Here is a 26750-nt window from a genome sequence, read left to right as displayed (position 1 = left end):
CGCGCTCAACGGATCAGCGCCCTCGACATGCCGGACGACGGCAACCCGCGCCGCTACCAGCCCACCGGTCTGGTGATCTGCGGGTTGTGCCGGCGTCGCCTGGAAGGCCAGTGGGTGCACGGCCGGGCCGGCTACCGCTGCCGACACGGTCGCACCAGCGGCAGCGATGTCCAGCCAGGTCGCGCCAAGACGCTCTACCTACGCGAGGAACAGGTTCTGGAGCAGGCACGCATCCAGTTCGCCCATCACATTGGCGCCGACCCGAAGCACTCATACCTGATGAACTTGCCGGACTGTTGCGTCAACGGAAGATCATCATCGTGGGCGGATTCAACAGATCAACGCAACACCCGCGAAGATTGGGGTGTTGCATGGTTTTACGATCTCGTGCGCAATAGTGCGGTGTTTTGAGCTGCGGTGATTCGGCTTGGTTACCAGGTGTGGATCCGGTCGGAGATGATCCCGGCGATGGCGTCGATCGTTTCGGGGAGTAGTTCGCGGCGGCCGGTGTAGCGCTGCAGCGGACGCCACCACTTCAGTTTGGCGATGGTGTGTTCGACCGCGATCCGTTGCGAGGACTGGGCTTTCCGCTCTTGTTCGTAGCGGGCCTGAAACTCGGGCCAGGCTCCCGGCCGTAGCTTCGCCGGTGGCGCGGTGAGCTGGTTGGGATGGTCTCTGGCTAGACCCGGGTAGCTGGCATCGACCAGGACGTGCACCGTCGGATGATGCCGCAGGAGCATGTCAGTGCCCTCGATCCTGACGGCGGTGGCGTCATGGACCCGGCCCGGACGGTGCGCCCCGCACCACAGGATCGCACCGCGCTCATCACTGACCACCGTGGTCTTGATCGTGTTCTGCTTCGCCTTGCCGGACACGAACGCCTTGCGCCCGCCCCGGCCACTGCGTGGACGACGGACCCGGATCTCGGTGGCGTCTATCCGCAGCGTGACACCCTCGGCGGCGGCGTAGACGAACACATCTGCCAGGGTGCGCAACCGCACTCCAGTCGCCACCGCGCAGCCGCGGTCGGCCAACAGCGGCCGGATCTGCCCGATCGCCCGGGTCACCGTCGAACGGTCCACGCCGAACGCGACCGCCAACGCCTCGTGCGACACACCCAGACGCAAGTACGCCAACGTGGCCACCACCCGGTCGGTGAATCGCAGCACCGCCCGTCGACCAGCACCGGCAGCCCGACGTCGTCCGCGACCACGACGAATGTGCAGCCGGCCCTCACGAGCGGCCGACCACTACGGTCGCAGCTCGGTGACCAGCAAATACAGATGCCGCCGGGATACTCCCGTGAACGCCGGATGAGACAACACCCGACGAGCCCACCGCATCGACACCCAAAGATGATCTACCAGACGACCGGCCGGTCACACACCGCCCTATCCTAGATCAAGACGGCCGCCGACGGCCCGGTGCATTCGACGGCACGACCGCGTTCGTCACCGGCACGGGCCAGCAGCATCGCCCATGCCACCCGTCGGCGTTCACCGGCCCGACAACGCCGAACCGTGGCCGGATACCCTCAACGGGACCAGGTAGCTGCCGATGAGTAGGACATGTCGACCGGATGGACTGCCGACGCCCTGCGGACGTTCATCGCCGGGCGGCAGGTCCGCGTGGCCGGCGCCGACCGGCGACCGGTCCCCCTGCCGGACTGGGCGGGTGACGCGGTGGTCAGCCCGGTCTGGACCGGCGACCTGGGCCGGGTGCACGAGGCGGACCGGCCGCAAATCGCTAGCGCATACAGATCCGCCCTGCTCGAACCCGGCACGGTTCACGAGGCGACGATCCGGCATCGTGGCGTCGACCAGTGGACGCCGCTCCGCCTGCGGTACCTGAACCTGTTGAACGATCCGGACACCAACGCCATGGTCTGCACGGTCGAGGTGGCTGGACCGCCGACCCCGATCGACCTGTCCGTCGAGGTGCCGTGGCTACGCGTCGACTGTGACGGTGGAGACAGGATCCGCGTCGTCGAGGGGATGGTCGAGGAGCTCTACGGGTGCGCGGCGGCCGATCTCATCGGCCGCGACCTGCTCACCCTGGTACACCCGGGCGACGCGCCCGCCTGCATCGAGGCGGCCGTCCAGGTGCTGAACAATCCCGGCGTGGACCAGACCCTGACCCACCGCATCATCCGTGCCGACGGCACCACCCGGCTGGTGCAGAGCGTCCTGCAACGCAGGGACCTACGTTCCGGCACGTTGCGGTTGATCCAGTACGACGCCGACCGTCGCCTGCACAACGAACTGCTCGACGCCCTCAGTGGCGAGCAGTTCGCCGTCGTCTACCAGCCTGTCGTCGAACCGGGCAGCGGTCGGGTGACCGGCGCGGAGGCACTCATCCGCTGGCAACACCCCCACCGCGGCCGGGTGTCGCCCGCCGAGTTCATCCCGTACGCGGAGGCGAGCGGCCTGATCGTCGACGTCGGCCGGTGGGTGGTACGCGCCGCCTGCCGGGAGGCGGCGACCTGGCCGGCAGACATGCACGTGGCGGTGAACCTGTCGGCCCGCCAGCTCGCGAACGAACACATCGTCGAAACCGTCGCCGAGGCACTGTGCGCCGCCGGCCTGGAACCGAGCCGACTCGTTCTGGAGATCACCGAGAGCGCTCTGATCGACAACCCGGAACAGGCGATCCGGTCGCTCACCGAACTGAAGTCCCTCGGCCTGGCACTGGCGATCGACGACTTCGGCACCGGGTACAGCTCTCTGGCCTACCTCAAGCAGATGCCGGTCGACACGTTGAAGATCGACCGCAGTTTCGTGGAAGGCGTGGGCAAGGACACCGGCGACGAAGCGATCGTCAACAGCGTCCTCGCGCTGGCCCGGGCGTTCGGTCTGACCGTCGTCGCCGAGGGCATCGAGACCGAGGAACAACGCCAGTACCTCGCCGACCTCGGCTGCGACCTGGCCCAGGGCTACCTGTGGAGTCCGCCGGTACCGCCGGAGCAGTTCCGTGGCATCTTCACCGACCTCTCCTACCCCACGGGTCACCTCGGCCCCGACACGGGCAGCGCGCCCACCGATCCAACGGTCGCCGACACCCGCAACCCAGCCGCTGACGACCAGCGACCGGAGCCCGGCCACCACCGTTGCCCCACCTGCGGTCGGTAACCGCACGCCGCTCCACCGCGGCGTTGCCGTCGACGGCACGTTGTTCGACCCCAGCCGGCTTCAACGCGGGCAGGTCACACGATCCAGCCATTGCGCACGAGATCGTTAGAGCAGGGGCTCGATGTGGCGTGCCGCGCCGGAAGTCGGTGAGCTCGGGTCGGCGAGTACCGGCGGTCTACGGCACTACCGCAGTCGGTTCCGTGGAGCCGTTCCGACCGGCTCGAGCACTCGCTGGCCTCCTCGAGGCGGATCGGTCGGGTTCTGCAACGAGCTGAGCCGGAGGGCGTGCCCGGGTGCGGCGGAGTTGAAGGAGAGCGACCGAGGACAGCACCAGAGCGCCGCCGCCGAGCTGTACCGAGGTCAGGGTTTTCGCCGCCAGCATCGCCACCACCGTGGACTTCATGGCGATATGGCCGAGCCAGAACCATCCCGACGCCTCGAAGTCGAGGTCGACTCCGCCGGTGAACACCGCATGGACGCCCAGGCTGGCCGCGGTGCCGGTCATCACCAGCGCGGACAGCACCACCGGTGCCAGCCGGTGCACAGCGGTATCGGCGACCAGGATGTAGAACGTGTAAGTGATCGCGGAGGGGAAGGCCAGCAGCGCCCCGAGCGGGTGGAAGCTCACGCCGCCGGCGCCGAAGCAGGACCAGCAGCGTTCCGCCCGAGGCGGCCACCAGCGCAGCACCGCGCCGGAGACGGGCGATCGCCCGCTCTTGACCTAGAGGTGGGCCAGCCACGGGTGACCCGGGTGAGCGATGCCCAACGCCGACCGGAGCCACGCCCGAGGGCCCGGTTCAAAAAGGTGCAGGCAGGCTTCGAAGTCCGCCTGGTCCTTCGGTCTGAGGCCCGGGGCCTTGTAGAGCAACTGAATCTCCGGCCGGAGGTAGGGGATGCCTTGTCGGGTCCAAAGAATCTCGTCGAGCGGGAGGCTGATTCGGGCATAGCGCTTGAACGTCCACCTCGTCGAGGTGACGTCCATGAGGATGACATCGTATTCCCAGGGATCCGCGCCGCTGGCCCGCAACCATAGATTGCCGCACGTCGCAGGGAGCGGGTCGTTCTGGCCAACGAGGGGGCGAAGGGCACCATCGTCCGCCGCCCAGACGTCAAGCCGCCCGGACAGGTGCTGGCGCAACGCTCCGACGTCGGAACGCGCGATGCTGGGGTCCAGGTCGTCGTGCCGACGCGGAGAATTCGTGAACGCCTCGATGGCCCATCCGCCGGCGACCCACCAGCGGCCGCAGTAACGATCTTGTGCACAGTAGATACGCCGGTTCGGCCTTGAAGGTGGGTGCGATGATCTGCCGGTGTCGATGCGGTGGGCTCGTCGAGTGTTCAGCCATCACGCGTTTACCGGCATCTCCCGCCGGCATCTGCACCTGCTGGTAGCCGAGCTGCGCCCGGTATGGCAGGCCAGCAGGGAAGGCCGGCTGCACACAGGTCGGGGCGGGCGCCGCCGCCGGGCAGCCGGCGCTGGACGCCGACCCACGTTGCGGTTCACCGACCGACTCCTGGTGACCCTGGCCCACCTGCGGCTGGGTCTGCCGCATGAGGCGATCGCGGTGGTGTTCGGGGTCGACCGGTCCACGATCACCCGGGCGATCGGACAGGTCCGACCGCTGCTGGCCGGGCGTGGCTACGCGGTGCCGTCCGGGGTCCGGCTGCACACCCTGGCCGATGTGTTCGCCTATGCTGCGGCCGAGGGCGTGACGGTGCGGCTGGACGCCACCGAGATCCGCGTCCGCCGGCCCCGGTCCGGGCGCTGCGGGCGTAAGGCGTTCGTGTCCGGCAAGCTGAAACAGAACACCGTCAAGACGACCGTGGCCGCTGACGAACACGGCGCGACGCTGTGGTGCGGCAGTACCCGGCCCGGGCGATGCACGACAGCACGGCCGCACGCACCGAAGGCATCGAGGCGCTACTCGAGCTGTATCCGACGGTGAATCTGCTCGTCGATGCCGGCTATCAGGGTTTGGCCCGCGACCATCCCGACCAAGTGAGCGCCCCACCGCTCGAGCCGCGGCCCAACGCCCCTGCCGAACGTCACACCGAGTGGCAGATCGCCCGCACGGCACAGTCGTCACAGCGCATCCCGGTCGAACACGCCATCGCCGAGCACAAGTGGTGGCGGGTGCTGCAACGCTTCACCGGCCGGCGTGAACTACTACCCGACACCATCAACGCCGTCGCTGGACTCGTATCCGACCGCTCCTCCGGCCTCACCTGGTAACCAGAAACCACGTCTCCGCAGCTCATGCCCTATCCGCAATTGGGAACAAGGTCGTAACGCTGCGTTATGCAGTCCCCGGCCACCGCGCGCCATATCTGCGGCAAAGGACGTCGCGCGGCGGTACTCTTCCGCCGTGCCGAATCGCTTCTATCGCCGTCGTTGGGACGAGACCCGAGGCGATGAATTCGACTGCTGGGGCCACTCAGTCTGGTACTTCGAGGTCGGCGATGACGGCTGCCCGTTCGCCAGGTCGAGATGTACGACGCGGGCCCCGTTCTGCGCTACGGCCCCAGTCACCAGGAGGACCGCGCCGGCGGTCTCGGCGAAGCGAGCCTCTACGACTCCCGCGATGATTGGAGCGACTTCGAGATTACGGACACCGACTTCGAGCGCGTGTGGAGCTCGGACGGAAAGTGACGGCCCCGCCGTCCATCGGTGCCCGAACCGCGGCAGCTCCGGGTGGTGTAGACACGCGGGTGCATCGCGTCGTGTCGTTTAGCCGCGGTCAGGTGGAGAGGTAGCCGGTGGTCCGCAGCAGCGCCCGGGTGAACGGGTTGAGATCGACTCCAGGCAGCTGCGCCGGGGCGAACCAGTCCAGCTCGCTGATCTCCTCATGGTCGGGAACCGGCGCCCCGCCAGCGATACCTGCCTGGTAGACAGCGGTGACGTAGGCGACTCGGTCGCCGTTGGGATAGGTCACCTCGTAGTCCGGACCGCCGAGAGTATCCAGCAGCCGTAGCCGGTTGATGTGGAGGCCGGTTTCCTCGCGGATCTCTCGCACGGCTGCCTGGGCCGGGGATTCGCCGACGTCGACCGCGCCGCCGGGCACCGCCCACCCGTCGCGTTGCCCAGCATGACGTACCAGCAGGAGCCGCGCTTGCTCGTCGACCACGATGACCGATACCGACGGCAGCAGGATCAACTCGTGGCCGATCATCGACCGCAGCCGGGCCAGGTGCGGGGAAATTCCCATCGGAGCACCGTAGCGGTCCGGCGTGACTCTCGGCATCGAGCAACCACGACACGCGCGTCCGCGACCGTCAACACCTGGCAGCAAAATGCAGTGTTTATGACCTGCCGCATCCCGCCCGGGCCGGGCACGCCCCGAAGGCCGCGCGTTATCGGCGGCAAATGAGCGTGGCTAATCAAGGCATTGGCAGGACGGGGCGCAGTGGCGTTTCGCCGACGAGATAGCCCTCGTAGATGGTCTCGGCCAGGGCCGGGTCGCGGTAGGCGGTGGCCAGGGTGATCCAGGACAAAAACCCGCCATAGCCGCCGCACAGCGCGCTGCCGCCGTCACCGCCGCATAGCACTGTTGGGTCGGTGGTGAATTCCGTCCGGTACGGGTCATCGCCGATGACGAGGCCGAAGAAGTTGGGATTCTGGATCAGCGGGACATCACCGTAGGGCTCGCTGTCAGGGTATTCGTCGCCCCAGCGGAACAGCGTGGTCGCTCCGGCACCGCAGTCGTATTCCCACTCGTCCGGCGTGGGCGGCCGCAGGCCTCGCCACTCCAGCCGGGCCATAACGGATTCGTGGTCGTCGGTGCCGTCATGCTCGGCGGTCAACAGCCAGTCGGCGTCAACCGAGCGCACAGCGACCAGCCGAGCCGGCAGGGTTGCCCAGCGCGCGGGGGACATCTGTTCGGCCAGGAATCGGTGGATCGGCTCGGGTACCGAGTACGCAGCTACCGCCTCCGCGAAATCTTGTAGTTGGCGAGAGGTGGGAACGAACCGTGCAGGATCGCAACCGAGCTCCACCGTGCCGCCGGGCACCAACGCGTACCGGATGCCGTCACGCTCGAACAGTGCCATCCGCCCACTCCGGCCGACGTAGCTGTGGGCGCTGATCGACACCAGCGCAGCCCCGACGTCACGAGCGATAGCGGCGGCAACGCCGTCAGCACCAGCATCGGAGAGGGCAAGCCATCCATCAACGGTGAGATCGACATGCGACATGCAGGCATTATCCAGATAGGGAGCTCGCCGGCACAGGCGCGCGCACGTCGCGGCTTGAGAGTAAACGGATCATGCTCATGAGGTTTGGCATTTTCACCGTTTGGCACCACCGGATTGAAGACCGGGAGGTGGACCCGCACCTACCTGCGACAACGTTGGGGCTGGGGTTCCGTTGCCACGAGTTGCCGCAGCGGGCCTCACGCGGATGAGCATTCGCCGTGCCTCCAGCCAGGTCCAGGCATACTGGCCGACTCAACCGCGTTCACCGGGCTGAAGCCTGGAATCCTCCCACGGCCGAGCTGCCAACTCGCCGGCAGAGGGCTGCAAAAGGCCGACGCCCCCCATCCGTGCCCGAGGCGAACGCGCCGTCGCAATCCTCAGGACCTCTGTCACGGACATCATGAGACTCGGGGATCGGCGGGGAACCTGTCGGGACTCATGAACTGCGTGACGTATCGTAATGATCTGAGATCGTATCTACTCGGTTCTTCGAGAAGTCTGGTCAGGTCTGGTCTGCGGTGCAACACCCACCGCATGCGGTTGCCCAGCTCGCCACCGACGAACTGGGCAACCCTCGAGCGGGCTCCTTCAGTCCGACCCATTGAGCCGAACTACGCGCATGTTGACATAGGATTGGCTCGAATCAGCAGACAATACTGACTCCGGGACTCAATGCAGTACCGCTCGCCGTCGGCGGCGTGAATCCCGGCGGGAAGACTACGGTCACGGACTCAACTCCCTGATATGCGCCATTAACACAAGCGGTCGCTGTGTTTCCTCGAAGAGAGGCCTGGCCGCTGTTACTGTAATTGGTGACCGAAACCAAGGAGCCGTTACGGGCGAGCCCGACCGCCATATAGATTGCCGACACCGGAGCGGTGCAGTTGACATTGCCGACCACATTCACTGTACCGGGCACATGTGAAGATTTGTGTGGATAGTCGACACGCAAGTCGCAGATGATCTCGACCTGATTGCGGACCGTACCCGCTGCCGAGGCTTCGGTCACGCTGGATGCGACAATTCTGATCGTCGCGGTGCGGGGCACTGGCGATGCTTCAAGATGTCCATGCGACGCAGCACTGGCAGGGCTGGCGGTAGAAATGCTGGCCGTGAGCCCGCAGGCCGTAAGTAGAACAGCCAGTAGGGTCGCGCTGACCGAAGACCCCTTCTTGATCCATTCTCCTATCAACTTGACCTCCTCAGCCTATGCCGACGGGGGGTCCGTCGGCTACGTCGCAGCCTGCCCCCCCGTTCAGTGATCGCGGTATGGGAAGAACTACGTACAAAGGATCGCCTCAAGGGGTCCGTATCAGCCAAACTTGCCTACATGGAAAACCCACCGGATATCGGAAGCCTCACGCTGAGCCACGACGTGCACCCCGGCGACTGGATAGTGGACGGGGTCCAGCCCTTCTCCGCGCAGACGGTCTGCTCGCTCATTCCGCAGGGCTTCGAGGCGTTTGGGCGGATCTTCCACCCGGCGTACCGCCTGCTGGGCGCGCAAAAAGAGGAGGTGCGCTGGACGGTCGTAGCCCTCGCCAACCAGCGGCAACCACATCCAGCGATGGAGTGGGCCAGCATCACCGGAGCGTGGCGCTTCTTGACGCAGGACAGCCAGCCTGGCCTTTGGGATCAGGCACCCTCGCAAGGCTCGATGCCGTTGCGCCAGGCCGCCCGTCTAGCTGACGTACTTACCGAGCAGACCCGTGGGCCGCAAGACTGCTGGTTCGCGGTCTGGGAGGGCTGGGGAGCGCTCGCAGTGTCACCGGACGAGCTGCCTAAGGTGGAGCTACCCGGTCGACGCATGCTTTTGTTTTCTGGGTCGCTCTCCGCTGCCACCACTTCGCTTGCCGCCAATCCGTGGGACCAGCGCGCCAACCTGTGGTGGCCGGAGGACCGCACATGGTGTGTAGCGACCGACGTCAATCTCCTCACGACCTACATAGGCGGGAGTCAAGACTGCATTGATGCACTCGTCGCGGACAGCGATCTCGAGACGATGCGCATCAGCCGAGATCAACGGATAACGTGGGACAGCGACAAGATCAATCCCCTGCCGTCTGGGCATCCTGATCCACGGCCCAGGTGGGAAACTGCGTAGACTTTCAAAGCGTCAAAGCAGTTACAACCTTGTGCGCAGTAGTGACTGCGCTAGGTTGGGCGTCTTGCCAGGTGAGGCCCGCGGACTTTGTCCGAGATAAGGCCGACTGCGGCGTTGACATTAGGAAGGGCCCGTAGAAAAGATCTTCCGTGCGGTGGATGCTATCGGCATGAGTGAGATGTCGGCCCGCGGCTACAGGAAGATTCTTGATCTTATAATGGCATTGTTGGACTGCCCCAACCCTCCTGCGTGGTGGTCTCTTGTGGCGAGGGAACTCGCCGATGCGCTGCATGGCGACGCCTCATGGTTGTACCGAGGCGTAGATCTTGAAATCAACACGGCCAAGCTGGAAGCCTTTTCGCCTGAAGTAATAGAAAGGGTGCCGCTGCAGTCGCTGTTAGACACGCATATGCCACGTCATCCCATTGCCCGTTATTATTCAGCGACGCGGAATCTGACCCCTGCCACCGTTCATGATTTCGTGGGGGAACGAACTTGGCGGAATAGCGCAACCGGCAGCGAACTCCGATCGCAACTAGGGTTAAGCCGTCAGTTAGCGCTTCCAGTTCCCGCCGCCGGGGGTGAGCTGCGTGCCTTTCTTGTCAGCAAATCAGGACGAAACTTTTCCTTTTCCGATCGGGAGTTGGCCCAGCGGATACAAGCTCTACTAATTCGGATTGATCGACATTCGTCTGAGTTGCAGAAGCTCCATGAGTCTCGGATTGGGCGTCAGAGCGGCGAGCTTCCTACCGTTAATATGCCAGCTGATGACGTTGGCGTCACCCCGCGCGAGCTAACGGTGTTGGGTTTGTTGGCCGAAGGGCTTACTGCCAAAGCGATAGCACGGAGGCTGGGAATAACCGTCCGTACGGTAACTAAGCATCAGGAAAAGCTATACCGCAAGCTCGGCACGCAGGACCGACTGAGTTCCGTATTGCTCGCCCATGATATTGGCCTTATTTCCAGATAATCAACAACTTGGATTTTCGTCCTTACGTCAGCAATACAAGAGACGACGCCGACCGACAGATTGAGTTACCGGGTACACGCCATTCAGCCGGTTCCACTCCGAACATCGCTCTGAAGTTTCATGGCAGTTCCACCAGCCGGAAAGGGACGCTCAGTGTATTCCCGCACGTCGCGTGCCGAACGCTCTCCACTGGCGGCAGTGTGGCACTCCGGCCAGGTGAAGGCATCTGAAATAGGGAGTAGCACCTCTAAACCAGAAGGCTGTCTCCGCCATGGGCCGCGGGCCTTCGCGGCTGCTGGGCGGCCGCGTAGAATCACCTTCTCGAACGCACCCAACTCGACTTTTCCGCGCGTATCGGACCAGCATGGGTTGGACAGAGTGTGGCGGCCCTGCCGGCCTCCGTGCGCGATCGGCTCGCCGAAGAGATGGGGGACCGCCGAGCAGCTGGCATCGCTGTTGGCCGCAGTAGCCCGGGCGGTGGGTGGGGGAACCGCCGACCGAGGCGGGGGTTACGGTGGATCAATAGCAACCCGAGGCTGAGGCTGCAGATGATTAACATGCAGGAGTTCGCGCGGCGGCTGAGCACTCTCGGAGCTGATGCGTTCACCAGCGACGACGTCGTGGACCTGGCGACCGCCGCCGATGTTCGTATCAGCGCTGACCTCGAAGTCGACGCCTCTATGGCGCAGCGCTTGCTCGACCAGATCTCGCCCACGCCGCCCGTCACCGGAGCGCAGATCACGGCATCGCAGTGGCCGCCACCTGTGTCTTCCCAGCCTGCGGCGCCTTCGGTGTCGTTCTCTAGCCCCGGTGCCGTCAACGGCCCGGCTGATCAGCCGTCGACCACGCAGGTCCGGGCCCGCGCGTAGCGATCGGCGACCGGGCCCTCGACGAACTGGCAGGTGAAACTACTGGCCCGTTCTGGCAGTTCCTGCCGCTTGGATGGCGGCGAGTGGCCAACACCTCACGGGTACCGATTTAGTGCCGGCCGCACGGGACTCGAAGCCGGCTGGACTGCCTCTCGCTTCCGCCGAAGTTACGGCGCCGCTTGTGCTGAGCGGCTGGCGGTATGGCAGGCCAGCAGCGCGGATCGCGGCAGTGCATCCAATCTAAAAAGATCGAGCGCCATTTCACGAACCCCTGCCCCTGATTCAGGCTGCACCAAGCCACCGATCCTCGACACTGCCGCCTCGTTCCGACTGGCTCGGAAGTTGCGGCCGCCGCTCCGGCCGTGGAAGACGCAGTCTTCTGGTGAGGCTGCTGCGGTCAGCTCGGCAATTTCTTTGTCGGTCGGTACGAGGGTTGTCAGCTGCAATCACCTGTCACACAGCGGGGAAAACAACTGGCCGTTTACGGGGAGATCTGAGTGGCCGTTGACAATCACCCGAACAGTCGCGGCATTGCTGGAATATCGTGCAGGTCAGCACATTCGTTGGCGCTTGCTGCATCGCCGTCAGCATCAATCCTTGAGTGCAGTTTCCACATCGGGGTGCAGAGATAGATAGTCGCTCAGCCCGAGTGTGTCGAGCAGGCGCCGCAGGAAGGGCGATGGGGCGGCGAGCCGCACCCATCCGCCGCGTTCCATGGCGCGACCGTGGGCCGTCACCAGCACGCCGACACCCATGGAATCGCAGAAATCGAGGCCTGACAGGTCGACGACGATGCGAGGGCTGGGCCGTTCGACGAGCCGATTGAGGTTCGCCTTCAGCGACGGGGCGGTGTCAATGTCTAGGGAGCCACGCAACACCAGAACGGCCGAATTGGTGGTTGGGTGGTGAGCGGCCGCCACCTGCATAGCGCTGGGGTAACTAGCCCGAGCATCGGTGGGATGCCGGCGTCTGTGGTGCCGGGTCTGAACTCGTCATGGCGGTGCCGAGGCGGACGTGAGGTCCCCAGTCATGACCGGTGAATGCCAGCCCTGCGCATCCCGCTTCGACCACCACGAGGAGCGCGGTAACGCAGACCAGGACCGTGTGTGGGAACTGATCCGGAGCGACAGGCCGGATGTCACCGGATGGTGCCCGGTCACTGGAGCGCTGGTCCCGCGCATTTCCGGGAGGGACCGCTCGACCGGCCCGGTCGAAGCTGGTCCTCGGCGGCTATCTGCTAAAGAACGGTCTGAGCCACATCGTCGTGGCGAGGGCGGACGGTGGCCCAGACGACCTTGCCCCCAGGGACGGGCATGGCGCCCCAGGCAGCGGCGCCGAGATGCACCAGCCGCAATCCCCACCCTCGTTCTGGCAACCTCGTCTGAGCAGTGCCGGGCGCCGGGTGCCTTAGCCGTGGCAGGTCGGCGACACCGTCGCCCACGGCCAGGTGTAGTCCGGTGCCGCGTTGCGACACGCTGATCCAGATGTCGGTGCCGGCGTGTTCGACGGCGTTGGCCACGAGTTCGGACATGACCAACCGGGCGCGGAGCAGCAGCCGCGGCAGGTGCCACCTGCCGCACGCCCGGGTGACCAGGTCACGGGCGGTACGGGCGGACCTCATCTGAGCGGGCAGCCGGGTCTGCATCTGCTCCGCCACCGGCAACCGGGCCGTGACGACGGCTCGGGCCTCGAGCATGGTCGCGAACAGAGGCAGATGTTGGTGGGCGCCGGCGCGTCGTAACCGGCGGTCCAGGCCCGCCGTGGTGGGTAGGCACAACGCGAGCTGCACCGGAGGTTGCTGCACGACAGCCGCGCGGCGGGCGGCCAACCATGTCGGCATGCTCGTCCCGTCTGGATCGCCCAGGTCGTGCAGGTCGGCGATGATCGCCGATGGCGGCTCGGCCAGGCAATTGCGGATTGCGGCGGAGACGTCCATGCCGAGGCGCTGTGACCAGCGGCCGTGCACACTCAGCTCGACCACCGCGGTGGCGAAGTCCGCGGTGATCTGCACCGGCGCGGCGTGGTGGCCATGGGGAAACAGGTACGGAGGGTTCCGGGGTTCAGCATTTGACGGTTGCGCGGTCACGGGGTGCCGCCCACAGCGCCGGACGCGGCCCTGTCGCCGATGGTGACGCTCTCGACCAGCCGGTCCACGCAGTCGGAGTCGGTGGTTCGAGCAACAGCGCCGTTGCCAGGGCGAGTGCAGGCCCGCGACGAGAGGTGCGGCACGCACCGAGTGAGACGAGTATCGACGGTCACGGCTACTCCAAGACCCACCTGGGACGGTGGTGCGCTACCAGTGGTCTGGAGTAGCAAGCGGTGACGAGGCGAGTGCGTCCCGCTGGGTATTGATGATAGACCGGCAACTTCTCGGAAGGTGTCACCCATTCCGGGTCAATCTTGACGCGTGCCAAGCGGCGCACTACGAGTCTCCCGTCGCCGACGAACGCCCGCCGCTGGTCAACCAGTTCCGCAACCTGCGTACCATAGGCTCCGGTCCGTCGATTCGCGAGATCGATTCTACGTCCCCTTGCGGGTGGGCGGCGTGTCTCAGTCGAGGGCCATGGTTCGGATGTCCCGCATCGCGCTGGCCATCATGTGCAGCCGTTGCGTGGGCACGTAGCGGCGCAGCAGCGGAAACTCGTCTCTTTCCTGTTCCGCCGCGTGGTCGCGCAGCGCGTCGGACAAGGCCGCGAATCCGGCGTCGAAGTCAGGGTGCTCGACGCCGAGTCGGCCGAGCTCGGTGAGGGACCGTTCGAGCTGTTCACCCCTCACCTGACAGGCGAGGCCGATGGTGTCGCCGTTCGGGCTGCTGTTGCGTACGGTCGGGTGCGCAACGGTGAGTTCGCCGATCTGGTGCAGGTGGACGGCTTGTCGCAGGGCGGCGAGCGGGCGCCTCTTCCGGTCGGGCCCGGCCCCTTGTACGTCGATGCACAGCTGTCGGATCTGCTCGTGCTCATGACGCAGGACATCGATGACGTCGGGTGAGATTACTACCTGGAAAGCTTCCATGGCCGACCCCTGCCGTGAGGAAAGGCGCCGGGGTCCAGGGCGGAGACACCCCTGACAGTACGCGCACAAGGCGTGGCTGACTTGCGGCTCGAGTGCGGAGCCGGGGAGGCGCGTTCAGGTCGCCTGGTCCCCTGTCGTGGGGGTGTATGGTGCACGACTACAACCGGGCATGCCACATGGTGCAGAACGGCGTGGCTGACCGAGCCGAGGCGCCGGCCGGGTAGCCCGCCGCTTCCGCGGGCGCTGAGCACGACGAGTAGGGCGTGCTCGCTGGCGGTGACCAGCTCTTGCGCCGCTCGGCCGGTCACCAGTTGTCGGTGCGCCACCACCTTGGGGGTACTTCTGCGACCAGCTCGATAGTGCCTCGGTCGGCATCCGGTCCTGTTCGGATGCGGCGTCGTCGTGGAACATCACGGCGGGCCGGTAAGGTTCGGTTCGTTCGATGCGTAGAGGGCCCGAAGGTCCGCGTTGCGCAGCGCCGCTTCATGGAAGGCGAAACCGACTGCGGCGTCGTCGGCTGGCGAGCCGTCCAGACCGACCAGGACCTCACCTCTGGTCGGCGGCATCCCGCGAGTGATCAGGACCGGGCAGGCGGCGTGTGCGGCCACCGTCGCCGCGACCGAGCCGAGCAGCAGCGCGGAGAAGCCGCCCCGGCCTCGGTGTCCCAGCACGAGGACGTGCGCGTGGGCTGATTCGCGGATCAGGACGGTGGTCGGGTTCCCGGCCAGGACTTCGCCTGTTACCGGCACCTCGCCGGTGGCCGCCCGGTCGGTGGCCGCCCGGACAACCTGTCGCGGGGCGGACGGAAGGTCGCCCGCCGGTGTGTCGTTGTGCGCCCAGGCGGGGTGGTCGGCCCAGGGTCGCAGTACACGATGCGGAGCGGAAGCCCGCGGAGTGCGGCCTCCAGGACTGCCAGGTCGACCGCGACGAGGCTGCAGCCGGACCCGTCGACACCGACGAGGATGGGTGCGCTGGTCATGGTTTGCCTTCCGATGGTTCGTCTGATGGATGCTCCGACGCGGTCATGAGCGCTTGGAGACGGTGAGCAGCACCGCGGCATCCTCGAGCGCCTCCAGCGTGTGCCGGCACTCCGGCACGATCAGCAGGTCGCCGGGTGCGCCGTCCCATGACGTCTCGCCGGCGCCGAGCCGGACCCGGCCGTGCAGGACGTGGACGGTGGCCTCGCCGGGGTTCTCGTGCTCGTGGAGCGTCTTGCCGGCGGTCAGCGCGATCACCGTCTGGCGAAGCTGGTGCTCGTGGCCGCCGTAGACAGTGGAGCTGCTGCGGCCGCTGGAGGAGGTGTGCGCGAGCTCGAGCTGGTCGCGGGCCAGTGCGGTCAGGGAAGACTTCTGCATGGGATGTCCTGTCAAGGTCGTCGTACAGGTGGTGGCTCAGCCCGGTTCCGGAGATGCCGGAGCGGCTTCCCGGCCTTACCCGGTGCGGGCGGTGTCGGGTGGATGCGGCGGTCGAGGCGGATGGCGGCGTAGCCGAGGGTGGAGACAGCCGCGACGATCAGCAGGTCGGCGGCGGTGACCGGTTCGGTGCCGAGCAGCTGACGCAGTAGCGGGGTATAGATGGCGGCGAGTTGCAGCAGCAGAGCGGCGCCGACGGCGGCGAACAGCATGGGGTTGGCCGCTGTGCCGGGGTGGGCGCGTGATCCCAGGGCGACGGCGAGCTGGGTGAGGCCCAAGGCGAGGAATGTCAGCGTCTGCCAGGGGCGGTCGGTGGCGTGTGCCCACATCCCGACGCCGATGGTGACAGCGGAGATGACCGTACCGACGCGCAGGATGCGTTGCCACAGTCCGGCGCCGAGCACCGTCTCGGCTGGTGGGCGGGGCGGTCGGCGCATCGCGGCCGGGTCGGCGGGTTCACTGCCCATGGCGAGGCCCGGCACCCCGTGGGTGACCAGGTTGATCCAGAGGATCTGGGCGGGCAGCAGCGGCACCGCGAGGCCTACGAAGGGGCCGGCGAGCATCACGGCGACCTCGGCGGCGCCGCCGGACAGGGCGTACAGCAGGAAGCGGCGGATGTTGGCGTAGACGCGGCGGCCCTCCTCCGCGGCGGCGACGACGGTGGCGAGTTCGTCGTCGGCGAGGACCAGGTCGGCGGCTTGCCGGGCGACTTCAGTGCCGCGTCTGCCCATGGCCACGCCGATGTCGGCGCGGTGCAGCGCGGGTCCGTCGTTGACGCCGTCGCCGGTCATCGCGACGACCTCACCGGCGTCGCGCAGGGCATCGATGATGGCGACCTTCTGCTGCGGGGTGGCGCGGGCGAAGACCCGCACGCCGCGCGCGGCGGCCGGGCCGGGGTCGGTGGTACGGCAGTCGACCACCTCGTCGCCGGCGGAGATGATGCCGAGGTCGGCGGCGATTGCGGCGGCGGTGGCGGGATGGTCGCCGGTGATCAGGACCGGGGCGATGCCGGCGTCGCGGCACGCGGCGATGGTGGCGGCCGCGGAGGCGCGCGGCGGGTCGAGGATCGCGACGAGGCCCAGCAGCCGCAGACCCTGCTCATAGCCCGCGGCATCGTCGGGGACGGTGTCGCGCTCGGCCTGGGCCACGGCGAGGACCCGGAACCCACCCTCGGCCAACGTCTCGGCGCGGTCGGTGGCCTGACGCAGCATGTCGGGATCGTCGGTGAGGACGGCCGGGTTCAGCAGTGCCTCCGGGGCGCCCTTGCAGAGGATCTGGATGCGGCCGTCGGGTAGCCGGTGCGCGGTGCTCATCCGTTTGCGGTCGCTGTCGAACGGCGCTTCACCCTGCCGGGGTACCTCCTGGTGTAACGCGTCGACGTCGATGCCGAGTTTGCCACCGGTACTCAGCAGCGCGGCTTCGGTGGGGTCGCCGACGGCGAGCCAGTCGTCGTTGTCCGAGCCGGGCGCTCGCAGCGACGCGTCGCTGCACAGCACCGTCGCCCGCACCAGTTCCACGAGGTCGGGTGCCTGCTCCGGCGTGATGATGTTCCCATCGCGGTGGATCTGCCCATCAGGGGCGAACCCGGAGCCGCTGACGGATGCGTCGCCCTGGGTCGTCCACAACTGGCGGACGACCATGGTGCCTTCGGTGAGGGTGCCGGTCTTGTCGGTGGCCAGCACCGTTACCGAGCCGAGGGTCTCCACCGCGGGCAACCTGCGGATCACGGCGTTGCGGGCGGTCATGCGGCGTGCGCCCAGGGCCAGGCTGAGGGTGACCACGGCCGGCAGGGACTCCGGCACGGCGGCCACCACCAGGCTGACCGCGATGACGATCATCAGTTGCCAGGGCTGTCCCCGCACCAGGCCGAGGGCTAGCACCACCGTGCAGAGCAGCAAGGCACCGACGGCGAGTTGCCGGCCCACGCCGGCCAGGCGCCGCTGCAACGGCGTCAGTCCGGGCTTGGTGACCAGCATGGCGGCGATGCGACCCATGGCGCTGGCCGCACCGGTGGCGGTGATGACGGCATGTCCACGGCCCCGCACGACAACGGTGCCGGCCGAAACCACCGTCGCCGCGGACGCCACCATTTCCGTGGCGGCGGCAGCGGACTTGTCGACGGGCACGGATTCCCCGGTCAGCGCGGCCTCGTCGACGAGCAGGGCGACCGACTCCACGACGTACGCGTCCGCGGGCACGACGTCACCTTCCGCGAGGACCAGCAGGTCGCCGCCCACGAGGTCGGCGGCGGGAACTTCGCGTTGCCTCCCGTCGCGGACCGCCCGCGCGGCCGGTGCGGTCAGGGCCGACAGGGCGGTGATGGCCCGCTCGGCCTTGATCTCCTGCAGCACGCCGACGGTGGTGTTGACGACGATGACCAGCAGGATGACCGCCGCGTCGGTGAAGTCGGCGGTCGCCAGAGTGAACCCGGCCGCCGCGAGCAGAACCAGCACCAGCGGATCCCGCAGCTGCGTGACGATCCGTCGCCACAGCGGTACCGGTCGCGGTGCCGGCAGTACGTTGCCGCCGTCGCGGGCCAACCGCGCCGCGGCTTCACCTGACGACAGGCCGACGGCATCGGACGAAGAGGGGCCAGCAGCCCCGGGCTCTCCGCGCGGGCCGGGGGCGCCGGCCAGTTCCGGTGAGGCATGCAGCTTCGGTACGGTCATGTCTCGATCGCCGCCTTGTCGCGATGGTGATGACGACCCGTATGGGTCGAGTGGTGTCCTCAGCGGCTCAGGCTCGCTCGATCACCTGCTCAGTGGGTAGCCGCGGTGTGTGCGGGGCGGCGGTGCCGGCTGGATCGTTGGTGGCGAAGCGCAGCACGAGGTGCGGATGGCCGAGGCCGGAGAGCAGGCCCCGCATGCGTTCCCGGGTGACGGCCACTTCGATCGTGGCGCTCAGCGGCAGCACCGACAGGCCGAGTTCGGTGGCGGTGAGCCAGGCGGCGGAGAGTGCCTCGCCGGCGCGCAGCCAGTCGAGCTTGTCGTCCTCCGGTCCGTAGAGGATGGCGAATGCGGCGGCGTTCTCGTGCGCGTCGGAGATGGGTAGGTCGCCGTGGTGTCCGAAGTCGCGGCCGGGCACGGTGGTCTGCGGGGCTCGGTCGCCGATGGCGGCGTCCGGGATGCCGCTGCCCCGTGGGCGGGTGCCGCCGGCCCAGTAGCCGAGCTCGGCCCGCCAGGCGATGTCCTCGGCCTCGGCGCGCTGGGCGTGGTCGGCGGCAGAAGCTACGTCATACACCTGGTCGGGGCGCAGCAGGTGCAGTCCGGCCCCGGCGGATTCGACGGCCGCGACGATGGCGTGCAGCTTGTCGGCGTCGATCGGGGCGGCGAGCGTTGGTCGGCGGTCGGTGTGCCGTAGGCCGATGGTCTGCAGGTGCCGTATCGCTGTGGGAATGACCGGGATCCGGTGGTCGAGGCGTAGCTGCGCGAGGTGGTCGGGGTGCGCGGGGTTCGGCAGGCGGGCGAGCAGAGTGTGCCAGCCGGCGGCGGCGAGGCTGACCAGGGCGTGGTGCAGGGCGGCGCCGCAACTCAGGATGGCGAGGCGGGAGTCGGGGTCGGTGACCTCCAGGCCACGGCTGTGGTCGAGGTAGAGGTCCAGTTGGTTGTCGGTAAGGCGCCAGCGCCACGGTTGGGTGTTGTGGATCGACGGGGCGTGGCCCGCGGTGGTGGCCGCGGCGGACAGGGCCCGAGCCTCGGCGCGGGTGTCGGCGGCCCGGATCGCAGCGTCGGCGGTCATGGCGGATTCCCTCCTGGAAGGCTGAACGGCGGGCCGGGTCACGGCGTGGGCGCCCAGACCCAGTCGCGGATCTCGGGCAGGTCTTCACCGGTACGGCGGACGTAGGCGCGGTGTTCGGTACGTTTGTCGACCATCTGCTGACGAAGCAGGGCCGCTTGCCGGCCGAGGCCGGGGACCCGGTCGATGACGTCCATGACGAGGTGGAAGCGGTCCATGTCGTTGACGACGAGCATGTCGAACGGCGTGGTCGTCGTGCCCTCTTCCTTGTAGCCGCGGACGTGCAGGTTGGGGTGGTTGGTGCGCCGGTAGGTGAGTCGGTGGATCAGCCAGGGGTAGCCGTGGTAGGCCAGGATGACCGGCCGGTCGGTGGTGAAGATGGCGTCGAACTCCGGGTCCGGCAGGCCGTGCGGGTGCTCGGACTCGGGTTGCAGTCGCATCAGGTCGACGACGTTGACCACCCGTATCTTGAGGTCAGGTAGGTTGTGCCGGAGCAGGTCGGTGGCGGCGAGGATCTCGCCGGTGGGGACGTCGCCGGCGGCGGCCAGAACAACGTCGGGGTCACCGGCGTCGTTGCTCGCCCAGTCCCAGATGCCGAGGCCGCGGGCGCAGTGCAGGACGGCGTCGTCCATGGCCAACCAGGTCGGAGCCGGCTGTTTACCGGCGACGATGACGTTGACGTAGTCACGGCTGCGTAGGCAGTGGTCGGTGACCGAGAGCAGGGTGTTGGCGTCCGGCGGCAGGTAGACCCGGACGACTTCGGCCTTCTTGTTGACGACGTGGTCGATGAATCCGGGGTCCTGATGGGAGGTGCCGTTGTGGTCCTGGCGCCAGACGTGCGAGGTGAGCAGGTAGTTCAGCGACGGGACGGGCTTGCGCCAGCCGAGGTGCCGGGTGGTCTTGAGCCACTTGGCGTGCTGGTTGACCATCGAGTCGACGATGTGGACGAACGCCTCGTAGCAGGAGAACAGCCCGTGCCGGCCGGTGAGCAGGTAACCCTCCAACCAACCCTGGCAGGTGGTCTCGGAGAGGATCTCCATGACCCGGCCGTGCCGGTCCAGATGTTGGTCCACCTCGTCGACGCGGGCTTGCCACGCCTTGCCGGTGGTGTCGAGGACCGCGCCGAGCCGGTTCGATTCGGTCTCGTCGGGGCCGACCAGCCGGAAGTTGCGGTACTCGGCGTTCGCTGCCATGACGTCGCGCAGCCAGCCGCCGAGGACCCGGGTGGCTTCAGCGGTTTCGCCGGCTTTGACCGCGTGGTCGCGGAAGTCGGGCAATTCCAGGTCTTGGGGGAAGCGGCCGCCGTTGGTGTGCGGGTTCGCCGACATGCGCAACTCGCCCTGGGGCAGCCAGTCGACCACCCAGGACTGCGGCGCGCCGTCGGCGCCGAATAGTTCCTCGGGCCGGTAGGACCGCATCCAGGCATGGAGTGCGTCGAGGTGGGCGTCGTCGTCGCGGGCCGACGTCAGGGGGACCTGGTGGGCGCGCCATGTGCCCTCCACCGGCAGGCCGTCGACGACCTTCGGTCCGGTCCACCCCTTGGGGGTACGCAGCACGATCATCGGCCACCGTGGCCGGTCGGTGACGCCGTCCTCGCGGGCGGCCCGCTGAATCTCGGCGATCTCGTCGAAGACGGTGTCGAGGGTGGCGGCGAGCAGCTGGTGAACGGCGCCGGGGTCGTCGCCGGCGACGAGGTAGGGCTTGTGGCCGTACCCGGTGAATAGCGCCGCTAGCTCGTCGTCGCCGATACGAGCGAGGATGGTCGGGTTTGCGATCTTGTAGCCGTTGAGGTGCAGGATCGGCAAGACGGCGCCGTCACCGACCGGGTCTAGGAACTTGTTCGAGTGCCAGGACGCCGCCAGCGGGCCGGTCTCGGCCTCACCATCGCCGATCACGCACGCCACGACGAGGTCAGGGTTGTCCAGCGCGGCGCCGTAGGCGTGCGACAGCGAGTAGCCGAGTTCGCCGCCCTCGTGGAGCGATCCGGGTGTCTCCGGCGCGACATGTGACGGGACGCCACCGGGGAACGAGAACTGGGTGAACAGCCGCTGCATGCCGATCGTGTCCTGCGAGATCCGCGGATAGACCTCGGAGTACGTGCCTTCCAGCCAGGTGTTCGCCACAAGGCCGGGCCCGCCGTGGCCCGGCCCGGTCACGTAGATGACCTCCCGGCCGTGGGCGGCGATGATCCGCGACAGGTGGGCGTACAGCAGGTTCAGGCCGGGCGTGGTGCCCCAATGGCCGAGCAACCGCGGTTTGACCTGGGCAGGTTGCAGCGGCTCGCGCAGCAGCGGGTTACCCATCAGATAGATCTGCCCGACGGACAGATAATTCGCGGCCCGCCAATACGCGTCGATGCGGTGCAGCTCGACGGCGCCGAGCGGCTCACCCTGCGCCACATACAGGGTGCAGGTGTCGACCAGGGGGGCGATGCGGGTCACCGTCATCAGGACGCCTTCGTCGGCCAGGGCTGGCCGTTGAGCGGCACCGTGGGCGGTGTAGTGGTTGCCGCGGCGTTCTCGCGGGCGAGGAAGGTGCCGAGTTCACCGATGGTGCTCATCAGCGGGGCCGGGAACACCACGGTGCTGTTCTTGTCCACGCCGAGCTCGACGAGGGTTTGCAGGTTACGCAGCTGCAGCGCCAGCGGATGCGCCATCATGATGTCCGCGGCGGAGCCGAGCGCGTCGGCGGCGAGCGCTTCGCCCTCAGCGGCGATGATCTTCGCGCGCTTCTCCCGCTCGGCCTCGGCTTGGCGGGCCATGGCGCGTTTCATGCTTTCCGGCAGCTGGATGTCCTTGAGCTCGACCAGGGTGACCACGACGCCCCATTCCTCCGTCGCGACGTCGAGGATCTCCCGGATGTTCACGTTGATCCGGTCGGTCTCGGACAGCGTCTCGTCGAGGGTGTGCTGACCGACGACTTTGCGCAGGGTGGTCTGGGCGATCTGGTTGATCGCGGCGCCGACGTTCTCGATCGCGATGACGGACTTCTTGACGTCGACGACCCGGTAGTAGGCGACGGCGGAGACGTCGACGCTGACGTTGTCGCGAGTGATGATGCCCTGTGACTGGATCGGCATGGTGACGATGCGCAGGCTCACCCGGTGCAGCACGTCGACGAACGGGATGATCACGGTGAGGCCGGCCTGCCGGATGCCGATGACCCGGCCGAGGCGGAACAGGACTCCCTGTTCGTACTGTTTGACGACCTTCAGGGCGAGCGCGGCGAGGGCGAGGATCAAAAAGATGAAGACGGCGATCCACAGGGATGACATGGAGGATCCTGACTTCGGCCGCAGCCGGATAGTCGTGCCCGAGAAAAGTTTGAGCGAGGAACGCACCCGATCGCTGCGGAGGCGAAGAAACGCCGAGATGCCCGCAACGGCCAACTACCGGCCACCGAGGGTCCAGGGCGACACCTCTACCGTACGCCCTGTTCACACCATTCGCTGGAGGGCGTCGTCCGGCTCGGCAGGCCCGGCGAAGTGAGAGTACATTGAAAAGTGTCGCCCGGGACCCCGGTGGCGTGAGCCCTCCGCCGCCTTCGATGTCTCCGACCAATCGTGGATGACCTCTCCGACTCACTCTCACCTACGGCGCGTTGAAGCCCGCACAGGACGCGGTTGCAGACCCTGAGTAGGCAGCGCCGCTGTCCGATCCATCCGTGATCGCGCTGGACGCGCCGCAATCATGCGTCATGAACACCTGAAGGAATGTGAGCGCGATGGTCAACATCGCCAATGATCACGGAACCTCTGCTCCGGCCAACCCTCTGGCGGCCACGGAGCAGCCGGAACAGGGCGCAAGGCATTCGGTCGCCGTACCGGAGACCGTATTCTCGATGACCGGACGAACGGCTACCGCGACGCGGTACCTGCTGGCCGGCATCCGCCTCGCGCTCGGCTGGGTGTTCCTGTGGGCATTCCTCGACAAACTGTTCGACCTCGGGCGCGGCACCGTCGCCGCGAACGCGTGGCTGGACGGGGGCAGCCCCACCGTAGGGCTCCTCGGCAAGGCCGCGACCGGCCCGTTCGCCGGCTTCTACCACTCGATTGCCGGGAACGCCGTCGTCGACGTGCTGTTCATGACCGGCCTGCTCGGTATCGGCGTGGCGCTGATGCTCGGCATCGGCATGCGGATCGCCGCCGCCGGCGCGTTGCTGACCGTGCTGATGTGGACCGCCGTCCTTCCACCGGACACCAACCCGTTCATGGACGACCACCTCGTCTACGCCGCTGTACTGGTCCTCCTAGCCTTACTCGGCACCGGAACGACCTGGGGATTCGGCCGCCAGTGGGCAGGGCTCCCGCTCGTGCGGCGCAACACCTGGCTGACGTAGACCCGATCGGCGTGCGCGGTCCGCGCGCCCGGACCGCGCATGCCGTTCCGTGCTTGGTCTCGCCGTTCCACCGCCTTCATCGAGCCCGCCCTGCCGAGCGGCGGGTTCCTCATCTCCGGAGTCTGTCATGATCGATCAGGAACAGGTACACGACCACCGCATCGTCGTCGGCGTCGACAACTCGGCCGGCGCCAGAGAAGCGCTGCGGTGGGCGCTCGCCCACGCGCGGCTGACCGGCGCCACCGTCGAGGCCGTCACTGTGTGGCAGGTGCCGCCCATGTACGCCTACGCCTACGGGTGGACGCCTACCGGGATCGACGAAGTCGACATCGCAAGGTACGCCGAGAAGGCTCTGGCCGAGACGGTGGCGCAGGTGCTCGGCGGGGAAAACTACCCGGTGCAGGTCACCACCCGGGTCGTCGAAGGGCCGGCGGCGCAGGTCCTGTTGGCTGCCGCCAAGGGAGCCCAACTGATGGTCCTCGGCAGCCGCGGTCACGGTGCCTTCGCCGGGATGCTGCTCGGTTCGGTCAGCCAGCACTGCGTCCAGCACGCCACGTGCCCCACGGTCGTCATTCCCGGATAGGCGCGGCGATGGGGGTCGGCCCGCTTCCGCTGGATGCGATGCCGGCCCTGGCCGAAGCAGGCCAGCATCGTTCGTTACCGGCTCTGGCCGAAGCAGGCCAGCATCGTTCGTTACCGGCATGTGGAGGGGGCCCTCGACGATGACCGCATCAACGACAGCACCCGGGAGCATCATCGCGGCCGGCGGCGCCGGTACCGAGGTGAACGCGCGGGAGCCCTTCACCGAACTGTTCCGGGACCAGCGCATCTCACCGCACGGGTTAGCTGTGCTGGTCGCAAAGCCGCCCGGCGCGCTCGTGTACGGGCCCAACGAAGCTGGCCTGGCGCACCGGCCGGCGCTGGCCCGGCGAGCTGCTGTCGCAGTTCACCCAGCCGCTAGCGATCCTGCTAGCGGGTGCCGCCGGTCTCGCCTGGGCCGGCGGAACCCCGGCATTCGCCGTCGCCGTGGTGGCCAGCCCACCACGCCTGGCAGGTCTGCCACCACCGCATACAGCAAGGACAAAGACATGACTGCACCCGCGTACGTGGACAAGGCCAGAGTCACAGCGGATCTGCGCTTCCGGCAACTGCACGCCCGAGCGGACTGGGTCGACCGGGAATTCCCCGGGCTCATCGACACCGACAAGAATGCCTCGCTGCTGCGGATGCTCGGTATCGATCTGGACGCGATGGCGCCCGGCGACGTCGTGGCGTCACGATCATGAGCGATCCCACGATCTTCCGGAGCAGCCGCGGGGCTCGGCGCAGGTGAGGCGCCCATGTCAGTGGGCATCAAGAGATGCGCCCGGTCGGCGGACCTTGGTGGCTATGGCGTAAGGATCTGTTGCAGGGTTTGTGGGTCGGTGACGATGCTGTGAGCAACCTCGGTCAGTCGGCGGTTGTGTCTGCGGGCGTAGCCGCGGATGGCGGTGAACGCGTCGTCGATGCTGATCCCGGCGGCCTGCGCGACGGCGCCCTTGGCCTGTTCGATGATGATCCGGCTGTTCAGGGCGCCTTGCAGTTGCTCGGTGAGTGCCTCGCTGCGGGTGATGGCGCGTTCCTGCAGCAGGCCGATGGTGGCTGCGTCGGCCAGGGCTTGCATGATCGCGGCGTCGTCATCTTCGAAGTCGCTGCCCGGGGTGTCTCCGAAGACGTTCAACGCCCCGATCACCTGCCGGCGTAGCCGCATCGGGAAGGCGTGCACCGACTGGAAACCGGCTGCCGCGGCGTGTGGCGCGAAGCGGGGCCACCGGGCACCCGCCTCGCCGAGGCTGATATTGACGACGGGCTCGCCGCTGTGGAACGCGTCCAGGCAGGGCCCTTCCTCGTTCTGCAATTGGAATAGTTCCAGCAGGGTGACGTTTTCGTCCGAGCCGGCGATGAATTCCAGTCGGCCATGGTGGTCGGCGAGCAGCATGCCAGCGGCGGCCGCGTCGGTCAGCTCGGTGACGCGTTCGGTGAGTGTCTGCATGTAGTCGATCAGGTCGAACTCGTCGACGAGGGTGTCGGCGATCTCGACGAAGATCTTCGCCAGCTTGTGCGCGGATACGGTGATCATGCCTGCCTCCCGGGCTGGCTGGCGGTCGAGTGTGCGGTCATGGCAGGTCCCGGTCGAAATGGAGTCTGCGCTCGACCACGTCGCGGGCCACGTCGTCGAGGCGGCGTCCGTGCGCGTACGCGTACGCCCTTATCCGCGCCGAGGCCTCACCGATGGGTACCCCCAGTTGGACCATGACCATGCCCTGGGCTTGGAACAACTCGGCGCGGTGCTCGACCGTTTCGGCGAGGTCGCCTTCGAGGCCCTTCGTCGCGGCGTCTTCGTGCTGGTCGAGCAGCGCCGTCATGGTCACCTCCGCGAAGGTGAGCGCGGTGACGAGCTCATCGCCGGTCAACGGCCCGGACCGTTTCCGGAACACGTCGAGGACCCCGAGGCGTACGGCGCCCATCTGCAGCGGGAACGAGAAGACCGCCCGGATGCCGCTGTCGTGGGCGGCCGGGGTGTACATCGGCCAGCGTGCCGGTGACTCGCGGTCCAGGTCAGGTATCAGCACCGGCCGCCGGGAGGCGAACGCGTCCCAGCAGGGTCCTTCACCGAGGACGAACTGCAGCTCTTCCATGTGCTCGGTCAGCGGATCGGACGCGGCGTAGATTCCACGTGCTCCTGCCTCGGTCATCATGCTGATCCCGGCGCCCGAGGCGGTCAACGTGTCCGCGGCGGCGGTACACGCCCGGCGCAGCAGCGCCCCGGGGTTGCCCGGCGAGGGCGGCTCCCCCTCGATCAGGGTGCGGATCCTGGCGGCGCGATCATCCATGGTGGCCACCGGAGGCTGCGCCCTGCTGACACGGCGACACGCCGCCGAGGCGGCGGGGACACCGCTGTGCGCGATGTGACACGGCGGTACCTCCACGCCGGGGTCCGAAAGGGGGGAC

27 protein-coding genes and 1 pseudogene are annotated in these 26750 nt (G+C 67.5%); 11 read left to right on the top strand and 17 right to left on the bottom strand.

The genetic code is table 11. The features are described 5' to 3' along the window. Positions 1 to 27 precede the first annotated feature (27 nt). Positions 28 to 411 carry a zinc ribbon domain-containing protein gene (locus tag AB0M36_RS25195; RefSeq protein ID WP_364161496.1) on the top strand — a complete coding sequence of 128 codons (384 nt, stop codon included), beginning with the start codon at positions 28 to 30 and terminating at the stop codon, positions 409 to 411. Between the two features lie 20 nt (positions 412 to 431). Here AB0M36_RS25195 and AB0M36_RS25190 read toward each other — a convergent pair whose 3' ends face one another. Further along, entirely contained in the window at positions 432 to 1169 is a 738-nt protein-coding gene (locus AB0M36_RS25190) for a transposase family protein (RefSeq protein WP_364161494.1), read from the bottom strand. 399 nt (positions 1170 to 1568) lie between these two features. Between AB0M36_RS25190 and AB0M36_RS25185 the strand changes: the two genes are divergently transcribed. Then, positions 1569 to 3128 carry an EAL domain-containing protein gene (locus AB0M36_RS25185; protein ID WP_364161492.1) on the top strand — a complete coding sequence of 520 codons (1560 nt, stop codon included), beginning with the start codon at positions 1569 to 1571 and terminating at the stop codon, positions 3126 to 3128. 175 nt (positions 3129 to 3303) lie between these two features. On the opposite strand, the gene AB0M36_RS25180 is transcribed toward AB0M36_RS25185, so the two are convergent. Continuing rightward, complete coding sequence (locus tag AB0M36_RS25180) at positions 3304 to 3756, bottom strand: hypothetical protein (RefSeq protein WP_364161490.1); 453 nt, start codon at positions 3754 to 3756, stop codon at positions 3304 to 3306. Between the two features lie 706 nt (positions 3757 to 4462). Here AB0M36_RS25180 and AB0M36_RS25175 point away from each other — a divergent pair. From AB0M36_RS25175 to AB0M36_RS25165, 3 genes are all read left to right on the top strand, one after another. Then, positions 4463 to 5074 carry a transposase family protein gene (locus AB0M36_RS25175; protein ID WP_364161488.1) on the top strand — a complete coding sequence of 204 codons (612 nt, stop codon included), beginning with the start codon at positions 4463 to 4465 and terminating at the stop codon, positions 5072 to 5074. Beyond that, positions 5008 to 5361: a transposase family protein gene (locus AB0M36_RS25170; protein ID WP_364161486.1), complete on the top strand. Its 354-nt coding sequence runs from the start codon at positions 5008 to 5010 to the stop codon at positions 5359 to 5361. The genes AB0M36_RS25175 and AB0M36_RS25170 overlap by 67 nt, the downstream gene beginning before the upstream one ends. A gap of 255 nt (positions 5362 to 5616) precedes the next feature. Further along, a complete protein-coding gene (locus AB0M36_RS25165) occupies positions 5617 to 5778 on the top strand; it encodes a hypothetical protein (RefSeq protein WP_364161484.1) in 162 nt (53 codons plus the stop codon). Positions 5779 to 5866: 88 nt separating this feature from the next. Here the strand turns inward: AB0M36_RS25165 and AB0M36_RS25160 are convergent, their stop codons facing one another. From AB0M36_RS25160 to AB0M36_RS25150, 3 genes are all read right to left on the bottom strand, one after another. Next, entirely contained in the window at positions 5867 to 6334 is a 468-nt protein-coding gene (locus tag AB0M36_RS25160; RefSeq protein ID WP_364161482.1) for an NUDIX domain-containing protein, read from the bottom strand. Between the two features lie 172 nt (positions 6335 to 6506). Next, the gene (locus AB0M36_RS25155; RefSeq protein WP_364161480.1) at positions 6507 to 7319 is read right to left on the bottom strand and encodes a hypothetical protein; all 813 of its coding nucleotides are present in this window, start codon (positions 7317 to 7319) and stop codon (positions 6507 to 6509) included. Between the two features lie 643 nt (positions 7320 to 7962). Then, positions 7963 to 8367 (bottom strand): hypothetical protein, encoded by a 405-nt coding sequence (locus tag AB0M36_RS25150; protein ID WP_364161478.1) that lies wholly within the window; start codon positions 8365 to 8367, stop codon positions 7963 to 7965. Positions 8368 to 8649: 282 nt separating this feature from the next. Between AB0M36_RS25150 and AB0M36_RS25145 the strand changes: the two genes are divergently transcribed. The 3 genes from AB0M36_RS25145 to AB0M36_RS25135 all read left to right on the top strand — a co-directional run bounded on the left by AB0M36_RS25145 (position 8650) and on the right by AB0M36_RS25135 (position 11262). After that, positions 8650 to 9423: a hypothetical protein gene (locus AB0M36_RS25145; RefSeq protein ID WP_364161476.1), complete on the top strand. Its 774-nt coding sequence runs from the start codon at positions 8650 to 8652 to the stop codon at positions 9421 to 9423. A gap of 169 nt (positions 9424 to 9592) precedes the next feature. Continuing rightward, entirely contained in the window at positions 9593 to 10393 is an 801-nt protein-coding gene (locus tag AB0M36_RS25140; RefSeq protein ID WP_364161474.1) for a LuxR C-terminal-related transcriptional regulator, read from the top strand. A 557-nt stretch (positions 10394 to 10950) separates the two neighbouring features. Beyond that, on the top strand, positions 10951 to 11262 hold the full coding sequence (locus AB0M36_RS25135; RefSeq protein ID WP_364161472.1) for a hypothetical protein: 312 nt from the start codon (positions 10951 to 10953) through the stop codon (positions 11260 to 11262). A gap of 590 nt (positions 11263 to 11852) precedes the next feature. On the opposite strand, the gene AB0M36_RS25130 is transcribed toward AB0M36_RS25135, so the two are convergent. The 10 genes and pseudogenes from AB0M36_RS25130 to AB0M36_RS25085 form a co-directional block, all read right to left on the bottom strand. Continuing rightward, on the bottom strand, positions 11853 to 12188 hold the full coding sequence (locus AB0M36_RS25130; RefSeq protein ID WP_364161470.1) for an STAS domain-containing protein: 336 nt from the start codon (positions 12186 to 12188) through the stop codon (positions 11853 to 11855). A 311-nt stretch (positions 12189 to 12499) separates the two neighbouring features. Beyond that, complete coding sequence (locus tag AB0M36_RS25125; RefSeq protein ID WP_364161468.1) at positions 12500 to 13273, bottom strand: ATP-binding protein; 774 nt, start codon at positions 13271 to 13273, stop codon at positions 12500 to 12502. A gap of 539 nt (positions 13274 to 13812) precedes the next feature. Beyond that, positions 13813 to 14274, bottom strand: a complete 462-nt coding sequence (locus AB0M36_RS25120; RefSeq protein ID WP_364161466.1) for a hypothetical protein — start codon at positions 14272 to 14274, stop codon at positions 13813 to 13815. Next, positions 14256 to 15053 (bottom strand): annotated as a pseudogene (locus AB0M36_RS25115) (universal stress protein); the annotation flags it as partial. The pseudogene AB0M36_RS25115 and the gene AB0M36_RS25120, both read right to left, overlap by 19 nt. Then, positions 15014 to 15253 (bottom strand): universal stress protein, encoded by a 240-nt coding sequence (locus AB0M36_RS25110; RefSeq protein ID WP_364161464.1) that lies wholly within the window; start codon positions 15251 to 15253, stop codon positions 15014 to 15016. The pseudogene AB0M36_RS25115 and the gene AB0M36_RS25110, both read right to left, overlap by 40 nt. 43 nt (positions 15254 to 15296) lie before the next feature. Continuing rightward, a complete protein-coding gene (locus tag AB0M36_RS25105; RefSeq protein WP_364161462.1) occupies positions 15297 to 15629 on the bottom strand; it encodes a cupin domain-containing protein in 333 nt (110 codons plus the stop codon). 11 nt (positions 15630 to 15640) lie between these two features. Next, positions 15641 to 18355, bottom strand: a complete 2715-nt coding sequence (locus tag AB0M36_RS25100; RefSeq protein ID WP_364161460.1) for a cation-translocating P-type ATPase — start codon at positions 18353 to 18355, stop codon at positions 15641 to 15643. 67 nt (positions 18356 to 18422) lie between these two features. Next, on the bottom strand, positions 18423 to 19424 hold the full coding sequence (locus AB0M36_RS25095; protein WP_364161458.1) for a nitroreductase: 1002 nt from the start codon (positions 19422 to 19424) through the stop codon (positions 18423 to 18425). 38 nt (positions 19425 to 19462) lie between these two features. Then, positions 19463 to 21868, bottom strand: a complete 2406-nt coding sequence (locus tag AB0M36_RS25090; protein WP_364161456.1) for a phosphoketolase family protein — start codon at positions 21866 to 21868, stop codon at positions 19463 to 19465. Then, entirely contained in the window at positions 21868 to 22695 is an 828-nt protein-coding gene (locus AB0M36_RS25085) for a slipin family protein (protein WP_364161454.1), read from the bottom strand. The genes AB0M36_RS25090 and AB0M36_RS25085 overlap by 1 nt, the downstream gene beginning before the upstream one ends. Positions 22696 to 23261: 566 nt before the next feature. On the opposite strand from AB0M36_RS25085, the gene AB0M36_RS25080 reads away from it, so the two are divergent. The 3 genes from AB0M36_RS25080 to AB0M36_RS25070 all read left to right on the top strand — a co-directional run bounded on the left by AB0M36_RS25080 (position 23262) and on the right by AB0M36_RS25070 (position 25045). Beyond that, positions 23262 to 23759, top strand: a complete 498-nt coding sequence (locus tag AB0M36_RS25080; protein ID WP_364161452.1) for a hypothetical protein — start codon at positions 23262 to 23264, stop codon at positions 23757 to 23759. Between the two features lie 127 nt (positions 23760 to 23886). Beyond that, on the top strand, positions 23887 to 24342 hold the full coding sequence (locus tag AB0M36_RS25075; RefSeq protein WP_364161450.1) for a universal stress protein: 456 nt from the start codon (positions 23887 to 23889) through the stop codon (positions 24340 to 24342). A gap of 505 nt (positions 24343 to 24847) precedes the next feature. Further along, entirely contained in the window at positions 24848 to 25045 is a 198-nt protein-coding gene (locus AB0M36_RS25070; RefSeq protein WP_364161448.1) for a hypothetical protein, read from the top strand. A 101-nt stretch (positions 25046 to 25146) separates the two neighbouring features. Here the strand turns inward: AB0M36_RS25070 and AB0M36_RS25065 are convergent, their stop codons facing one another. Next, positions 25147 to 25878, bottom strand: a complete 732-nt coding sequence (locus AB0M36_RS25065) for a GAF and ANTAR domain-containing protein (RefSeq protein WP_364161446.1) — start codon at positions 25876 to 25878, stop codon at positions 25147 to 25149. A 37-nt stretch (positions 25879 to 25915) separates the two neighbouring features. Further along, the gene (locus tag AB0M36_RS25060) at positions 25916 to 26632 is read right to left on the bottom strand and encodes a GAF and ANTAR domain-containing protein (protein WP_364161444.1); all 717 of its coding nucleotides are present in this window, start codon (positions 26630 to 26632) and stop codon (positions 25916 to 25918) included. Positions 26633 to 26750: the final 118 nt, after the last annotated feature.

This window comes from Actinoplanes sp. NPDC051346 (assembly GCF_040682215.1).
GTDB lineage: Bacteria > Actinomycetota > Actinomycetes > Mycobacteriales > Micromonosporaceae > Actinoplanes.
Note: the sequence above shows the minus strand (reverse complement) of the source record. Positions and strands in the feature narration are given on the sequence as shown.

What these genes read in the sequence shown, in the direction of transcription:
- AB0M36_RS25075 (WP_364161450.1), top strand. Translation starts at nt 23,887, where the DNA reads ATGATCGATCAGGAACAGGTACACGACCACCGCATCGTCGTCGGCGTC.
- AB0M36_RS25100 (WP_364161460.1), bottom strand. Translation starts at nt 18,355, where the DNA reads ATGACCGTACCGAAGCTGCATGCCTCACCGGAACTGGCCGGCGCCCCC.
- AB0M36_RS25070 (WP_364161448.1), top strand. Translation starts at nt 24,848, where the DNA reads ATGACTGCACCCGCGTACGTGGACAAGGCCAGAGTCACAGCGGATCTG.
- AB0M36_RS25120 (WP_364161466.1), bottom strand. Translation starts at nt 14,274, where the DNA reads ATGGAAGCTTTCCAGGTAGTAATCTCACCCGACGTCATCGATGTCCTG.
- AB0M36_RS25160 (WP_364161482.1), bottom strand. Translation starts at nt 6,334, where the DNA reads ATGGGAATTTCCCCGCACCTGGCCCGGCTGCGGTCGATGATCGGCCAC.
- AB0M36_RS25145 (WP_364161476.1), top strand. Translation starts at nt 8,650, where the DNA reads ATGGAAAACCCACCGGATATCGGAAGCCTCACGCTGAGCCACGACGTG.
- AB0M36_RS25155 (WP_364161480.1), bottom strand. Translation starts at nt 7,319, where the DNA reads ATGTCGCATGTCGATCTCACCGTTGATGGATGGCTTGCCCTCTCCGAT.
- AB0M36_RS25105 (WP_364161462.1), bottom strand. Translation starts at nt 15,629, where the DNA reads ATGCAGAAGTCTTCCCTGACCGCACTGGCCCGCGACCAGCTCGAGCTC.
- AB0M36_RS25095 (WP_364161458.1), bottom strand. Translation starts at nt 19,424, where the DNA reads ATGACCGCCGACGCTGCGATCCGGGCCGCCGACACCCGCGCCGAGGCT.
- AB0M36_RS25135 (WP_364161472.1), top strand. Translation starts at nt 10,951, where the DNA reads ATGCAGGAGTTCGCGCGGCGGCTGAGCACTCTCGGAGCTGATGCGTTC.
- AB0M36_RS25140 (WP_364161474.1), top strand. Translation starts at nt 9,593, where the DNA reads ATGAGTGAGATGTCGGCCCGCGGCTACAGGAAGATTCTTGATCTTATA.
- AB0M36_RS25065 (WP_364161446.1), bottom strand. Translation starts at nt 25,878, where the DNA reads ATGATCACCGTATCCGCGCACAAGCTGGCGAAGATCTTCGTCGAGATC.
- AB0M36_RS25170 (WP_364161486.1), top strand. Translation starts at nt 5,008, where the DNA reads ATGCACGACAGCACGGCCGCACGCACCGAAGGCATCGAGGCGCTACTC.
- AB0M36_RS25085 (WP_364161454.1), bottom strand. Translation starts at nt 22,695, where the DNA reads ATGTCATCCCTGTGGATCGCCGTCTTCATCTTTTTGATCCTCGCCCTC.
- AB0M36_RS25185 (WP_364161492.1), top strand. Translation starts at nt 1,569, where the DNA reads ATGTCGACCGGATGGACTGCCGACGCCCTGCGGACGTTCATCGCCGGG.
- AB0M36_RS25130 (WP_364161470.1), bottom strand. Translation starts at nt 12,188, where the DNA reads ATGCAGGTGGCGGCCGCTCACCACCCAACCACCAATTCGGCCGTTCTG.
- AB0M36_RS25080 (WP_364161452.1), top strand. Translation starts at nt 23,262, where the DNA reads ATGACCGGACGAACGGCTACCGCGACGCGGTACCTGCTGGCCGGCATC.
- AB0M36_RS25165 (WP_364161484.1), top strand. Translation starts at nt 5,617, where the DNA reads ATGTACGACGCGGGCCCCGTTCTGCGCTACGGCCCCAGTCACCAGGAG.
- AB0M36_RS25090 (WP_364161456.1), bottom strand. Translation starts at nt 21,868, where the DNA reads ATGACGGTGACCCGCATCGCCCCCCTGGTCGACACCTGCACCCTGTAT.
- AB0M36_RS25110 (WP_364161464.1), bottom strand. Translation starts at nt 15,253, where the DNA reads ATGACCAGCGCACCCATCCTCGTCGGTGTCGACGGGTCCGGCTGCAGC.
- AB0M36_RS25195 (WP_364161496.1), top strand. Translation starts at nt 28, where the DNA reads ATGCCGGACGACGGCAACCCGCGCCGCTACCAGCCCACCGGTCTGGTG.
- AB0M36_RS25060 (WP_364161444.1), bottom strand. Translation starts at nt 26,632, where the DNA reads ATGGATGATCGCGCCGCCAGGATCCGCACCCTGATCGAGGGGGAGCCG.